The sequence below is a fragment of the Gilliamella sp. B3172 genome, assembly GCF_026536465.1.
Lineage (GTDB): Bacteria > Pseudomonadota > Gammaproteobacteria > Enterobacterales > Orbaceae > Gilliamella.
In genome coordinates, this window is record NZ_JAFNOA010000006.1 from 1 (window position 1) to 13,949 (window position 13,949).

The following is a 13,949-nucleotide window of genomic DNA, read 5'->3' on the forward strand; positions in this document are numbered from 1 at the left end:
GCGAGACTTGAACTCGCACGGCCAAAAAGGCCGAGGGATTTTAAATCCCTTGTGTCTACCGATTTCACCACCCGGGCTCAAAACTTATTACGTAAGGTAATTCGCTTTGAATGCAGTGCATTTTACCTATCTTGAGATTTCAGTCAACATAAATTTTGGATTAATTGTTTAATTGCTCAATGTTTAGCTTATTGTTGGTTTAATATTGAGTTTTTGGGGATTGAGAAGTGTAATTTTGTGAACTTACATAAGATAACAAAATTACACTAAAACTAACGATTATCGACTTTCCGATAAATTATTCTTCATCTAACAAATCACTTTGTGCTATCCATAAATATTGGAACATGGACAATAAAGTTAGAACTGTAGCTAAGAAAAGCGCTGCCAGCCCCGCATAGATGACAAGATCGCATGGACGCCAAAGTAGCCAGGTTAGTGCGGTCATTTGGGCGATGGTCTTGATTTTACCTATCGATGAGACGGCAACGTTATTGCGTTTACCAATTTCAGCCATCCACTCACGTAAAGCGGATATAATAATTTCTCTGGAAACGATAATGATTGCCGGAATTGAGATCCACCAAGCTTGATAATATTGGGTAATGAGTACCAAAGCGATAGTGACCATAATTTTATCGGCAACAGGATCAAGAAAAGCACCAAATTTTGTCGTTTGTCCTAAACGACGAGCAAGATATCCATCTAACACATCAGTAACGGCAGCGATTAAAAATATTAATGCTGAAAAAAAACCAGACCAATCATGAGGAAAAAGATAAAAAGCTAGCACAAAAAAAGGTATTAATATAACGCGAAACAGTGTTAAGAAAGTAGGGAAGTTGATTTTCATGTGACATAAGCTCTTTTTTTTGTTTTATTAATCAATAGAATAGCAATAATTAAAAAACAGTGATTCTTTATGATTATGTTGCCTGAAATATGTTAATTTTTCAATGTGCTATTGTTGTAAATTTAGATAAATTTTTTCAGCTAAAGATTTTGAAATACCTTGTACTTGAGCAATTTCATCAATACTTGCATTTTTCAACTCTCTTAATCCGCCAAAATGTTTAAGAAGAGCTTGTCGTCTTTTACCGCCAATGCCTTCAATATGCTCTAAAGCACTATCAGTTAGCTGCTTCACGCCTTTTTTGCGTTGCCCAACGATAGCATGATCGTGTGAAGCATTGCGAATTTGCTGGATAAGCAAAAGAGCAGGGGAGTGATCATCAAGGTAATGACCTGTTCCATGTGCTTCAAAGAAAAGTGTCTCTAATCCCTCTTTGCGTTCCGCACCTTTGGCAACACCAATTAAAATAGGATGATTTTTATCCCAATTAACATTCAAGTTTTCAAAAACTTGTAATGCTTGATTGAGTTGTCCTTTTCCGCCGTCAATAAAAATGATGTCCGGAATTTTCTCTTCCGGTAAATCTTTTTTGCTATATCGACGAGTAAGAACTTGTTCCATGGCGGCATAATCATCGCCTGGCGTAATGCCGGTGATGTTATAACGGCGAAATTCTGATTTAACCGGGCCTTTATCATCAAACACAACACAAGATGCAATCGTATTTTTCCCCATAAAATGGCTGATATCAAAGCATTCCATACGCTTAATTTTTTCAATCCCTAAAAACGCTTTTAAGGCATCATATTTTTGCTTAATGGTCGAGTTTTCTAATAGTTTATTTTTCACTTCTGTTCGAGCGTTAACGGTGGCTATATTTAATAGCTTAAGATTGTCACCTTTTGGCTCATCAACCAGCTTAACTTGGTGTTCAGCGATAAGTGACAGGGTCTCTTCCATTGGCTGTTTATCAGACAATGAAAAATTAAGTAAGATCTTTTTCGGGATATTTCTATTTTGGTTACCCTGAAGATAGAATTGCCCTAAAAATGTTTCAATAACTTCTTCAAGCTCAGTGTTTGAAGGCACTTTAGGGAAATAAGAACGGTGACCAAAAGTTTGCCCGTTACGAATAAATAACACGTAAATACAAGCTAAACCCAACTCATAATGGAATCCAATCACATCGAGGTTATCATTATTATTATAAATTGCTTGTTTTTCATTTATGTGCTTAATAGCTTGTAGCTGATCACGTAACACAGCTGCTTTCTCAAAATTTAGATCACTGCTTGCCTTTTGCATATCTTCAGTAATTTTCTGCAAGATTTGCTCTGATTGCCCGGACAGGAACAGTCTGACATAGTTAACTTGTTCATTATAATCCTCATCACTGACCAATCCCGCTACACAAGGCCCAAGACAGCGTTTGATTTGATATTGCAGGCAAGGGCGAGTTCGATTTCGATAGGTCGTGTTAAGGCATTGCCTTATTGGAAAGGTTTTTTGTAATAAGGCTAATATTTGTTTAACCGCATATCCACTAGGATAAGGGCCAAAAAATTCATCTTTTTTCCGATTAACTGCACCTCGATAGAGCGATAGTTGTGGATGACGTTCCTTGCTTAATTTGATAAAAGGATAGCTTTTGTCATCTTTTAACAAAACATTATAACGAGGCTGATGTTTTTTAATATAAGTCTGTTCAAGCAGTAAGGCTTCAGTTTCGGTATTGGTAATAGTAAATTCAACCCGATTGATATGGCTTACTAGCATATCTGTTTTTAATGTTTTTTTACTGCTGTTAAAATAGCTTTTTAATCGGTTATTAAGATCTTTAGCTTTTCCCACATAAATAATCGTATCTTTATCATTAAACATCTGATAAATACCCGGTTTATGCGGGACTGTTTTTAGAAAAGATGCAGAATCAAATTGGCTCATATTAGTTTTCGAATGTGAGGGCTTTTTTCTCTATAATCCTCATAATGGTGCTTAAAATACCATTTATCAAGAGGTAGATTAATCCAGCGACAATAAAAATAGAGAAATCGTAATAATCTCCATTGAGCTCATTGCTGTATCCCATAATATCCATTACTGGAATCATGGAAGCTAACGCAGTGCCTTTGACCACAAAGACCACTTCATTGGAATAGGTGGAAAGTGAACGTTTTAAAGCATATGGCATAACTATTTTTAAGCTTTGTAGCTTATTCATGCCTAACGCTTCACATGCTTGCCATTGTCCCTTAGGCACTGATTTTAGTGCACCGTAAAATATTTGGGTGGTATAAGCCGCACTATTCAAGGTTAATGCCAAATAAGCACAGAACCAAGGGGATGAGATGAATGCGTAAAAATTTGGCATTTTACTTAAAATATCACCAAATTGAGAAGGCCCGTAGTAAATTAAAAACAGTTGCACTAATAAAGGCGAACCGGTAAAGATGATAATGTAAGTTCGAATAACCTTAGTTAAAATTGACGAATTTAATGATAATAAGCAAGAAAAACAGATAGCTAAAAGTCCTGCCGATAATATTCCCAAAATTCCCAAACTCAATGTATCAGGAAGTCCTTTAAGAATAACGCTAAGATAATAGATAAAATTATCAGACATAATATGACCTTACTAACTATTTGTTGATGTTGGTTGTTCGAAATAAGTTGCTCGTTTTTCAATTCGTGTTATCACTTTCTGACTCAAAATCGAAATAATCAGATAGATAATCATTGCAATGAAATACCATAAAAACGGTTGATTAGTCCGGGCTATAATGGTTTTGGTTTGCATCATAAGATCATCGATTGCAATTGCCGATACTAAAGCGGTATCTTTCAATAAAATTAGCCATTGATTACTTAAACCCGGTATGGCATGGCGCCACATTTGCGGCATAATAATGCGAAAAAATGTCCTTGTTTTGCTAAGCCCTAAAACTTGAGCTGCTTGCTTCTGTCCGTTTGATATGGCTTTAAAAGCGCCACGAAGTGTTTGAGAAGCGTAAACTGCATAGAGTAGCGACAACGCAATAACACCACACAAAAATGGAGACGGTTGAGTGTTTTCAATGTGCATTTTTACAGTAAAAGAGGTAAAACCGAGTGAAACAGTGAAACCGTCATCTAATGCGATTAACAATAGAGGCAAACCGGTGTAGATAGCGACAACGATCAATAATTCCGGTAACGCTCTAATTGTCAAATTAAAAAGAGACATCAGCCATGCAACCGGTTTAACCGGTACCGATTCTAAAATGGTAAATATAAAGGCAAAAAACATTCCAATAATCAGCGACACAAAAGCCAATGATAATGTGATTGCTGTCGCTTGGGTAAGCGGCAATATATACCCATCCATTGAAGAGAGTATTGAGTCTATACCGTGTGCAAAAAAATCTGACATAAAAAAACCGTAGTTAAATTAAAAAATAAACTCGCCGCAGAATATGCGGCGAGATCACAATAAGACAGTAGCTAAGTGGTTAATAATTATTTATTAAACCATTTTTTATAAATCGCATCTAATTCGCCATTGGCTTTCAGTTTATCAATGGCGTTATTAAATTGCTCAAGTAATTGATCATTACCTTTTCGTAAGGCAATACCTAAGCCTTCACCAAAAAATTCATGGTCGGTGATTTTATCGCCTAATGCAACAATATCCGCATCTTTACCTAACCAGTCACCAGCAACAAAAGAGCTTGAAACAATAGCATCAATACGTTTGGCTTTTAAATCTAAGAAAGCAAATTGATAGCTATCGTAGCTTACTGCTTTAACATCCGGGAACTTTTCAGCTAAGTATTTTGAATAAGTTGTCCCTTTTTGAATACCAACACGTTTACCTTTTAATTGATCAAGGCTAGTTAATGTATCTTTTAATGTGATGAACTGGATCGAACTGTCATCATAATAGATTTTCGTGAAATCGACCTGTTTTTGACGCTCAGGAGTGATGTCTATGCCGGCAATTGCCGCATCAATACGACGGGTTTTTAAGCTTGGAATTAAACCGTCAAAAGATTGATTAACAATTTTGCAAGATACTTTCATCTCTTCACAAACTTTGTTAATTACATCAATATCAAATCCAACAATTTCATTTTTATCATTGGTAAATTCAAACGGCGCATAAGTTGCTTCTGTACCGATTGTTAAGTTTTCTGCTGCTTGAGCTGTCAATGCAGCACCGGCAAGAAAAATGGCTAGTAATGTTTTTTTCATATATCCACCCAAATTGATTATTATTAATGTGATAAATAAGCTTTAAATGCTTCGGTTTTTGGATGAGCAAAACATTCAAGTTGTCCTTGCTCAACAATTTTACCATGCTCCATGTAAATTACTTGTGATGCCACTTTGCGAGCAAAATCAACTTCATGCGTGACAATAATTTGAGTAATACCTGTTTGTGACAGCTCGTTAATAATTTCCGCAATTTGTGATGTAATTGCGGGATCTAAAGCCGCAGTAGGCTCATCAAATAATAAAATTTGTGGCTCCATCATTAATGCTCTAGCAATCGCAACTCGTTGTTGTTGTCCTCCGGAAAGGTGGAGAGGGTAGCGATCTGCCATTTCTGCTATCTGTAACCGATTTAAAATTGCCATCGCTTTATCACTTGCTTCTTTTTTTGAAAGCTTTAATACCTGACAAGGTGCTTCAATTAAGTTTTCAAGCACGGTTAAATGTGGCCATAAATTATAATTTTGAAAAACCATGCCAACATTTTTACGCAATGATCGAATCGCTGATTCGCTAATTTTTTTGGAAAAATCAAAATGTGAATCGGCAATGGTCATTTCGCCTGAGGTTGGTATTTCAAGTAAATTAAAAACTTTTAATAACGAGCTTTTACCTGCTCCACTTTGACCAAGTAATACGATCGTTTCACCTAATGGATAACACAGTGAGACATCATTCAATGCCTGATGATCACCATAAAAACAGTTAATATGGCTTAATTCAATATTCATTATTCGTTTAACATAAATTTCAATTGACTAAATATTACTTTTTTTTGCATAAAAATGCAATCTAAAATTTGAGACTCAATAAAATTTAAATTGGTTTTTATACTAAAACGTATGTATTTTCTGAAAGTTCTTGACAGGATTTTTTGCTACTAGCAAGTGACGATTATTAATAATAGTAAAGGCATTGCCAGTTATTTTGATTGTTTAGGTATCATGGAGCTTTCAATTGATGTGTTAACCTCGGTTGCTAATTGTGAAATATGCATTAAATTCAGTGGTAGAACTTATAAAGCAGTCAACCGTTATCCTAAGATTCCTTAAACATAAGAGCTGGAAGTCAATTTTCAAGATTAAACCTTTTTAATTGCGATGATTTAACCATTTTTATACTTAAACGTATATATTTTCTGAAACTTCTTGACAAGATTTTAACGTTCTAATTATTGATCATCAGTAATGATAGGCATGGCAGGTCCAAGGTATTTCGGTTGATTATCCAGTATGTACAGATCGATAAATGCTTTAACTCGCGCAAATATTTCACGGATTCGAACTAATTTCATGCTGCTAGGCGACGGAACAGCAAAACACTGTGCTTGAATCCCTTGAGCAAGGGCAATAAAGATTGCTCGTTCACAATGAAATTCTTGAGTGATAATAGTGAAATCATCAGCATTAAATACTTTATTGGCTCTTACCACTGAGTCTAAAGTTCGAAAACCGGCATAATCTAAAACAATCGATTCTTGAGGGATCCCGGCTTTTATTAAATCTTTTTTCATCGTAATTGGTTCATTATAACTTAGCAGGGCGTTATCACCGCTAAGAATTAAATAATCGACTTTTTTTTGCCAATAGAGATTGATCGCTCCCTCTATTCGGCTTCGATAAAAACCGTTAATACCGCCACCTTGAACATATTTTGACGTGCCGAGAACAACGCCGATTGCTCGATGAGGTAGTTTGTCTGCATCATGATAGATGTATGGCGCTGTTTTATAGCTAATCCAGCGATCTAGGCCGATAATTATCACCATGATTAATATGCAAAATCCGACCAAACAGCCAATAAATTTTTTCAACGTCATACTAAAACCAATTAAAAATAAATACCATTATTGGAAATAAAAAAGGTGCTGTCAATGATGTCATGATACCGCAGAGAACTAATGACAAAGAGCTATAGGCACCTTCATTGTAATTTACCTCAATGCAACGGGCTGTACCAACAGCATGCGATACTGCACCTATTGATAATCCTCTTGCTGACGCTGATTTTATTTTCGCAAAATTGAGTATTTGATGTCCGAATATACCACCAAGTGTACCGACAAGTATTACGCACAATGCAGCAATAGACGGTACGCCACCTTGATCACTTGCAATCGTCACGGCAATGGCAGTTGTCACTGATTTAGGTAAAACTGATGCCGCCACTTCATTGTCTCCACCTAACCAAAATGCAATACAAACACCTGTAATCATTGAAGCAATGGAAGCCGTGAAGGTGATTATCATTATCGATTTCCAGCGAGCTTTGATTTGAGGTATTAACTCATACAATGGATAGGCTAAAGCAACTACAGAGTAAGGCAGCAAATCGTTGATAATTTTTACATTGCTCAGATATTGTGTATAGGTGGTTTGGGTTACAAGTAAAATTGGAATTAAAACAATGACCGAAATAACCAAAGGATTAAATAACGGTGTTTTAATTTTAAAAGCGATTTTACGGATAATAAGAAAAATAAATAGTGTAAGAGGTAACATCCATATCATGATTGTTTTTCCTCGTTTGGTGTTTGATGAAGTGATGATTTTTCTGGTTTATGTAAAAACTCAGTTAAATAAGCAGTTAAGAGCAATACTATAAATGAACCACCAACACTAGCAAAAATAATCGGTACCCAGTTTTTTAACAACAAAGCGTAATTATCCATGATGCCCATAGCTGCGGGAATAAAAAGCACCGTCATATAACGCATAAACAGATTACAACTGTTTTTAATCCAGCATGTTGGGATCAATTGAAAAGCCAATAAGAAAAATAAAATTAATAAACCGATAATACTGCCGGGTATCATGATCGGTAACAGCTCAGAGAGAATATTCCCTGCCCACAAACAAAGGGTTAATATGATTAGACCTCGTCCGTAACTGAAAAGTGTATAGTATAAAGAATAAAGCCGATGTTTTACCGTGGCATGTTTGGCTAAAAAATGTTTCATAACGTCAATGCTATTATTTTTAAACTTTAATGATGATCATCATTCCGGTCGCTGTGAATGACACAAATATTTTTAGGCGTATGATACGCCCGTAAAATTGAATTATCCAACTAAATAATGGCAATAATGATAAAGTTGTTTAATTATTGCGATTTTATCCGGTTGTTGATAGCTAGCTTCTGCAAGCTGTTCGAGTGTTAATAGATAGTCCTGGACTTTTGCTGATGTGAGCTTGTCACGACAATGATCTCGCCAAATCATTTGTTCTTGTTCTGTTAAAGTTTGAGGATAATTTCTCGCTTTATACCTTAAAAATAGCTTACTCAGACGAGGATCATCAAAATCCAATGATAAACTTGTCAATAATTCAATAGGTGTTGTTCGAATGGTCTGGCAACGCAGTTTATCCTGACTATTTAAAAAACCGTTATAAATTTGGGCATCGACATCATCACTTATCGGGTAGTCCTGCTGAGTATCAAATAATGCGCGCATTTTGTCTTGCAGTACAATTTGATGTTGTAATAGTTTTTGTTGCTTTGCTAAGCACTGGTCAATATCGATATTAAATCGCTGAGCATTTTGTGGTAACAATGTTTTTAACGGTGCCACAATAGGGCATTTGTTGCTATGTATTAATTTTAGCGGAATGCGAGATTCATTAAGTTCTAAATCTTCTGTTTTGGTATAAAGCTTTTCTTTAATTTGCTCAACGGGTAAATTGATGATTGAATCCACATCCCCGGTGAGATCACAAACAATAACGGCATTACTGTTACTTGGATGCCAGGCGATAGGGCAGACTAAAGACAGATTGCCTCGATAGCTACCTAACATCCCTGAAACATGGACTATTGGTGTCATATTGATTACATCAATAAGTTCGGCAACTTTGTTTTTATGTCGCATTGAGAGAAAATATTGAAAAAGTTTTGGTTGTTTCTCTTTTATCAGTTTCGCCATGGCAATGGTGGCATAAACATCAGACATCGCATCATGCGCATGTTCGTGAGCAATATTATTGGCTTTTGTTAAATGTTCTAACCTAAAGCTGGGTAAACCTAAATCGTTAGTTGGCCAGTTAATTCCATCCGGTCTTAAGGCATAACAAGCTCGAACAACATCAAGAAGATCCCATCTGGAATTGCCATTTTGCCAACTATACGCATAGGGATCATAAAAATTACGGTATAAAATATTACGAGTAACTTCATCATCAAAGCGAATATTGTTATAACCCAAAATACAGGTATTAGCTTTGCTAAATGCTTGATAAATTAATTGGGTAAATTCAGCTTCGCACACACCTTTTTTATTGGCAATTTGTGGTGTAATACCAGTAATTAGTGCAGCTTCTGGATTGGGTAAATAGTCTGGTGCTAATTGACAGTAAATGACCAAAGGCTCTTCAATTATATTAAAATCACAATCGGTTCTAACGCCGGCAAATTGAGCGGGGCGGTCTAAAGCAGGGTTGATACCAAAAGTTTCATAATCATGAAAATAAAATGTTGGCTGTTCTGAATTGTTTTTCATTGTGTAACTTTGCCCGTGATTGTTATTTTTATTTAAATTTTATTAGATATAATCTGTTTAGCACATTTTTGTTTTTTGGCTGTTTAACTGTTTTTATCTGTTCACTTGCAAATGTGTACAAATTGAGTTCCGAACTAGCTTTTTAATACCCGATAAAAACTGAAAGTCTATGGTATAACATGATAGCTATTTGACTTAATAATGAATAAGCGTGATTCGCCGTTTTCTCAGTATAGAATTCTAGTTATCCATTGACGCTAAGCATAGCATAAAATGTCACAATTGCCTTTCAAATTTGTCATTAGAAGAGTTTGAGTGCCGATAAATAGCCAGATTAAATCCCTTTGCTATCAAAAAAAGCCCTCATTAACGAGGGCAAAAAGGATGTAGTATATCGCTGTCTTTCCAGCTGTCAGATTTTTCAAGCTATTTTGGAAGGATAGCTTTTATCGGAATGAAACTCGTTTTGATTTCAGAAATGACTAACGAAAAGCGAATAATAAAGAATAACTAATTAACTGATTTTGTTTTTCTTTCATTTTTCACTTTAAGTAAACCTATCTAAAATTCAAAACGAGTTGTCTATTTAAGACATCTAAAATTAAATGTCAATAATAAATTTAAGATTTCTAAATTTAATTAACATTTTTATCAAATTTGAAAAATAAATAAGGGATTTTTATAAAAAAAATTTTAAAAGTATAAAACGCTGTTTGAAATTGAACGGAATCAAATACGATTTTTTAAATAATTATCTAAAATGATAAGCACATAACTCCCAGTTTTGTTGGAGTTATGATCTATACTTTTTAGTGTAGGTTATTTGAAGTGATTTGTTGCTATGGGGTATGTTTTTGATTTGATGTCTTTATCATTAAACTATACCGATTATCTGTTTTGGTGTAATAAAAAAATTTTTATCTTTTTCTTCTAAATATTCTATGCTCAACCATTGTGCCAACAATACTAATTTGTTGTTTTTTATTGCTCATTGCCGTGTAATCGCGATTAAGTGGCATAATTTCAAACAGCATTTTTTCGTCGCTATCCTGACCTAATTCACGATATTTTCGAAAAGTGGCTTGCCACTCCGGAATAATTGCTACGATAAATTCGCCGGGGGTAGGTTGTATATCGGGATCAATGATAACAACATCACCTTCTTTAAATTCTGGCTCCATTGAATCGCCAACTATTTCAATGGCAAATGCTTTATTGGATAATTTCAATGATGTCATAATATGAGTTAAAACAGTGACATTTTTCTGTTCTTTTGAATCTATCCATATTCTAACTTGGGAGTAATCGATAAGCGGGACTTTATGGGATTTGAATGAAGCAGGGATCACGCTTGATTCTTCACCACCATTAAGTAACCACACAAAATCGCATTCTAATGCTTTAGATAAATCATATAAATTTTTGGCACTTGGTGATGTTGTATCTGATTCCCATTGAGATATAGAACCATGAGTTGCGTCATTTAATGTTTTTGCTAAGTTTTTTTGAGTTAAATTTAAAGCTTTTCTTCGTTTACGTATTCGTTGACCTATTGTTTCTGTTGCCATATGACACCTCATTTAATATTTGAGATATCTTAAATCATGTTGACTTAAGATTTCTAATAATATGATTTTTAAGAAAACTAAAATGAAAGTACTGAAAATGTCACATAAACCAGCGTTTATTCGTTTTCAGAGAGTTGAAAATAATGATGTTCACATGATTCGAAATAGGGTCACTTTTATGTATTAATGGCAATAGTTAAAATTATCTGATTTTGACCATATTATATCGTCTCAGATTATTGGTATCTCCTCTCTTTATTATTGATAAAATTTATTGTGGTGGCTTATCTGATCAGTAAATGAACAAATGCTTATTATTTTTTTATATGTTTTATTTCAGCCAAATGGTAAGTTTTCAAAATTAATTGATTTAACAAAAGCAGACAGATAATCAAGATCAAAAATCATTAATCTTTGATAAAACACTTAAGAAAAATAACCTTTAGTTTATGAGTATAGGGCGTTAAAAAACTATTTAAATCGTTAAATAGAAAAGGGGAGTTTAGTGTCACATAGCCCCCAATAACTGAGGGCAATATATTAATGGATTGGCGAGGTTTGGATAATATCTGCTAGTTTTTCAAGCGTGAGCCTTAAAAATTTAGGCATTGCTTCGAGTTCAATAGAATCCATTAGGTTTTTAACATATAACCCTAATTCAGTGTCTCCTTCAACAATTAATCGGCGTTGAAAGAAAAGGGTATCCGGGTCTTGGCGTCGGGTGGCTATCATGATTAAATCATTAGCATTACCGATAAAAGAGACATCTGCAATTTCTTCCCGACTGACTACCAATTTGTTTTCAATAAGGCTAACAAACCAAATAAGATCTAAATCGGTCACTTGAATTTTCAACCAACGATCTTCTAAAAAATCAAGGTCACCATCTTCAAGCGATTGTTTAAATTGCAACTGTAATAATTGCTCAATAGTGCGTTTTTTAACTTCAAAAGGCACACATTTGAGTGTAAGCCCCAGCATTTGAGGGGCTTTATCAACAAATTGTGAATGGATTTTGCTTAGAAATTGATGCTTGTTTCCAATCATTTAGGCATCTCCGGAAATCATTTTTTCATAAATATCTAAGTCAGTATTTAAATGTTCAAATGTTTCTTCACTTACTTCATTACGAACTTTCATTTGTAATAAAGCTGTACGCTCAGCACCGATAGCAACTAAACGCATACGTCTTTCTAGGTTTTCTGCTTCTAACGCCTTTTGTTCTAAATCTTTAAGGCCAGTTCTTCGTCTTAATGAACCTATAACACGTGAACCGACTTCATGGATAATTTCTTGATCCAGACCCGCTTCAGAAGTTTCTTGCAGTAAATTGCTTTGCATCTTTTCCAGACTAACAATCGCTTCTTCTGCCATTTGCCCTTTGACGGTTAAAATTTCATTATCTTGTTCTGAATTATCTAAAATCACGCTACCACGTAATAAAATAGGTAATACAATGACCGCAACTATCAATGAAACTAAGATAATACCCGTTGCAATAAAGACTAACTGGTAACGACCACCAATAGTCATCGGAATGGATAAAACACCAGCCAATGTAATGGCACCGCGCACACCAGCAAAGGTTGAAACTAAAAGATCTCTTGTTGTGTATGATCTAAATGCAAGAGGGCGTTTTGTACCAAATGGCATCGTCGGCATGTGTTTCATTGCCCATAACCAGGCAAATCTGGTGGACATTAACACAATAAATACAAACAATACAATTAAGCATAATTGCCATAATTCAATTGAGGCATCAGTTTGGTTTTCAGCAAAAGTATTATCTAAAATACTCGGTAACTGAATGCCTAATAAAATAAACACAAAGCCATTAAAGACAAAGGTTAACATAGACCAAGTGCTATCGGATTGTAACCGAGCAGTTAATGGAGCATTTCGCATCATATTGGAGTGGTTAACTGTCATACCGGCACTCACTGCGGCTAAAATGCCTGAACAATGGCACTCTTCAGCGATGATATAAGCGGCAAAAGGGAGTAAGAATAGTAGAACAATTTGAATTGCCGGGTCATTGTGAGTGAGCTGATTAATTTTACGTAAAATACGTGCATATAACCAGGTAAATAATACTCCGACAGCCAAACCACCAATAGCAACAATAAAGAATGTAATACTAATTTGAATTAAATTAAATTGTAAAACTCCAGCGGCAATGGCAATAGCAAATTTTAACGATACCAAGCCTGAAGCATCATTCATTAACGCTTCACCTTCAATGATTTCCATTTTTTCTTTATCAATGCGGCCTTTACCTACAATACCACTTAATGCAACCGCATCGGTTGGGGATAATACTGCTGCTAAAGCTAAAGCTGCCGCTAATTGTACGTTTGGTAACATCCAATATAAAAAATAGCCTAAAGCGATAATCGATATAACAACTAAAACAAGTGCTAGTCCAACAATCTCTCTAAAATTGTATACAAAGTCTTTAACTGAAGTTTTTCGACCATCAGCAAAAAGTAATGGTGGAATAAATAAGACAAGGAATAGTTCCGGATCAAATTTCAAATAAACACCAAAAGCAGCTAACATACAACCTAATAGGATTTGCATTAGCGGTAGTGGAATTTGTATTGGTAGCATTTTTATAACGACACCGGAAAGTGATACAATTAATACAAGAAGTAAGATTGTTGAAAATAGTTCCATAGTTTTTAATTTTTCTTTTAGTTATCCCATAATTAGTTATTGATTATATCGGATTTTCAGCAGAAGTTCAGTTGAAAATTTCATAAAATTACTCAAATTTTGGTCA

13 protein-coding genes are annotated in these 13,949 nt (G+C 34.9%); all 13 read right to left on the reverse strand.

The window, feature by feature from the left end; all coding sequences use genetic code 11:
• Nucleotides 1-298 precede the first annotated feature (298 nt).
• Complete coding sequence (gene pgsA / locus J3U37_RS07730) at nucleotides 299-853, reverse strand: CDP-diacylglycerol--glycerol-3-phosphate 3-phosphatidyltransferase (RefSeq protein ID WP_267374167.1); 555 nt, start codon at nucleotides 851-853, stop codon at nucleotides 299-301.
• 108 nt (nucleotides 854-961) lie between these two features.
• Nucleotides 962-2,797 (reverse strand): excinuclease ABC subunit UvrC, encoded by a 1,836-nt coding sequence (uvrC, locus tag J3U37_RS07735; protein WP_267374169.1) that lies wholly within the window; start codon nucleotides 2,795-2,797, stop codon nucleotides 962-964.
• 1 nt (nucleotide 2,798) lies between these two features.
• Nucleotides 2,799-3,476: an arginine ABC transporter permease ArtM gene (gene artM / locus J3U37_RS07740; protein ID WP_220217357.1), complete on the reverse strand. Its 678-nt coding sequence runs from the start codon at nucleotides 3,474-3,476 to the stop codon at nucleotides 2,799-2,801.
• 12 nt (nucleotides 3,477-3,488) lie between these two features.
• The gene (gene artQ, locus J3U37_RS07745) at nucleotides 3,489-4,217 is read right to left on the reverse strand and encodes an arginine ABC transporter permease ArtQ (RefSeq protein WP_366518659.1); all 729 of its coding nucleotides are present in this window, start codon (nucleotides 4,215-4,217) and stop codon (nucleotides 3,489-3,491) included.
• Between the two features lie 131 nt (nucleotides 4,218-4,348).
• Nucleotides 4,349-5,083 carry a transporter substrate-binding domain-containing protein gene (locus tag J3U37_RS07750; protein WP_220217355.1) on the reverse strand — a complete coding sequence of 245 codons (735 nt, stop codon included), beginning with the start codon at nucleotides 5,081-5,083 and terminating at the stop codon, nucleotides 4,349-4,351.
• Nucleotides 5,084-5,106: 23 nt separating this feature from the next.
• On the reverse strand, nucleotides 5,107-5,835 hold the full coding sequence (gene artP, locus J3U37_RS07755; protein WP_220217354.1) for an arginine ABC transporter ATP-binding protein ArtP: 729 nt from the start codon (nucleotides 5,833-5,835) through the stop codon (nucleotides 5,107-5,109).
• 440 nt (nucleotides 5,836-6,275) lie between these two features.
• Nucleotides 6,276-6,923, reverse strand: a complete 648-nt coding sequence (locus J3U37_RS07760; RefSeq protein WP_267329678.1) for an ElyC/SanA/YdcF family protein — start codon at nucleotides 6,921-6,923, stop codon at nucleotides 6,276-6,278.
• A gap of 1 nt (nucleotide 6,924) precedes the next feature.
• A complete protein-coding gene (locus J3U37_RS07765) occupies nucleotides 6,925-7,614 on the reverse strand; it encodes a CidB/LrgB family autolysis modulator (RefSeq protein WP_220217352.1) in 690 nt (229 codons plus the stop codon).
• Nucleotides 7,611-8,063, reverse strand: a complete 453-nt coding sequence (locus tag J3U37_RS07770; RefSeq protein WP_220217351.1) for a CidA/LrgA family protein — start codon at nucleotides 8,061-8,063, stop codon at nucleotides 7,611-7,613. Before J3U37_RS07770 ends, J3U37_RS07765 begins: the two co-directional genes overlap by 4 nt.
• Before the next feature lie 102 nt (nucleotides 8,064-8,165).
• Nucleotides 8,166-9,599 carry an exodeoxyribonuclease I gene (gene sbcB, locus J3U37_RS07775; RefSeq protein ID WP_267374172.1) on the reverse strand — a complete coding sequence of 478 codons (1,434 nt, stop codon included), beginning with the start codon at nucleotides 9,597-9,599 and terminating at the stop codon, nucleotides 8,166-8,168.
• 917 nt (nucleotides 9,600-10,516) lie between these two features.
• Nucleotides 10,517-11,167 carry a S24 family peptidase gene (locus J3U37_RS07780; RefSeq protein WP_220217349.1) on the reverse strand — a complete coding sequence of 217 codons (651 nt, stop codon included), beginning with the start codon at nucleotides 11,165-11,167 and terminating at the stop codon, nucleotides 10,517-10,519.
• Between the two features lie 540 nt (nucleotides 11,168-11,707).
• The gene (ubiT, locus tag J3U37_RS07785) at nucleotides 11,708-12,214 is read right to left on the reverse strand and encodes a ubiquinone anaerobic biosynthesis accessory factor UbiT (RefSeq protein WP_220217348.1); all 507 of its coding nucleotides are present in this window, start codon (nucleotides 12,212-12,214) and stop codon (nucleotides 11,708-11,710) included.
• Nucleotides 12,215-13,843: a Na+/H+ antiporter gene (locus J3U37_RS07790; protein WP_220217347.1), complete on the reverse strand. Its 1,629-nt coding sequence runs from the start codon at nucleotides 13,841-13,843 to the stop codon at nucleotides 12,215-12,217. It lies immediately after the preceding gene.
• Nucleotides 13,844-13,949: the final 106 nt, after the last annotated feature.

Coding starts and splice junctions, on each gene's coding strand:
- pgsA (WP_267374167.1), bottom strand. CDS start 853: ATGAAAATCAACTTCCCTACTTTCTTAACACTGTTTCGCGTTATATTA.
- uvrC (WP_267374169.1), bottom strand. CDS start 2,797: ATGAGCCAATTTGATTCTGCATCTTTTCTAAAAACAGTCCCGCATAAA.
- artM (WP_220217357.1), bottom strand. CDS start 3,476: ATGTCTGATAATTTTATCTATTATCTTAGCGTTATTCTTAAAGGACTT.
- artQ (WP_366518659.1), bottom strand. CDS start 4,217: ATGGATGGGTATATATTGCCGCTTACCCAAGCGACAGCAATCACATTA.
- J3U37_RS07750 (WP_220217355.1), bottom strand. CDS start 5,083: ATGAAAAAAACATTACTAGCCATTTTTCTTGCCGGTGCTGCATTGACA.
- artP (WP_220217354.1), bottom strand. CDS start 5,835: ATGAATATTGAATTAAGCCATATTAACTGTTTTTATGGTGATCATCAG.
- J3U37_RS07760 (WP_267329678.1), bottom strand. CDS start 6,923: ATGACGTTGAAAAAATTTATTGGCTGTTTGGTCGGATTTTGCATATTA.
- J3U37_RS07765 (WP_220217352.1), bottom strand. CDS start 7,614: ATGATATGGATGTTACCTCTTACACTATTTATTTTTCTTATTATCCGT.
- J3U37_RS07770 (WP_220217351.1), bottom strand. CDS start 8,063: ATGAAACATTTTTTAGCCAAACATGCCACGGTAAAACATCGGCTTTAT.
- sbcB (WP_267374172.1), bottom strand. CDS start 9,599: ATGAAAAACAATTCAGAACAGCCAACATTTTATTTTCATGATTATGAA.
- J3U37_RS07780 (WP_220217349.1), bottom strand. CDS start 11,167: ATGGCAACAGAAACAATAGGTCAACGAATACGTAAACGAAGAAAAGCT.
- ubiT (WP_220217348.1), bottom strand. CDS start 12,214: ATGATTGGAAACAAGCATCAATTTCTAAGCAAAATCCATTCACAATTT.
- J3U37_RS07790 (WP_220217347.1), bottom strand. CDS start 13,843: ATGGAACTATTTTCAACAATCTTACTTCTTGTATTAATTGTATCACTT.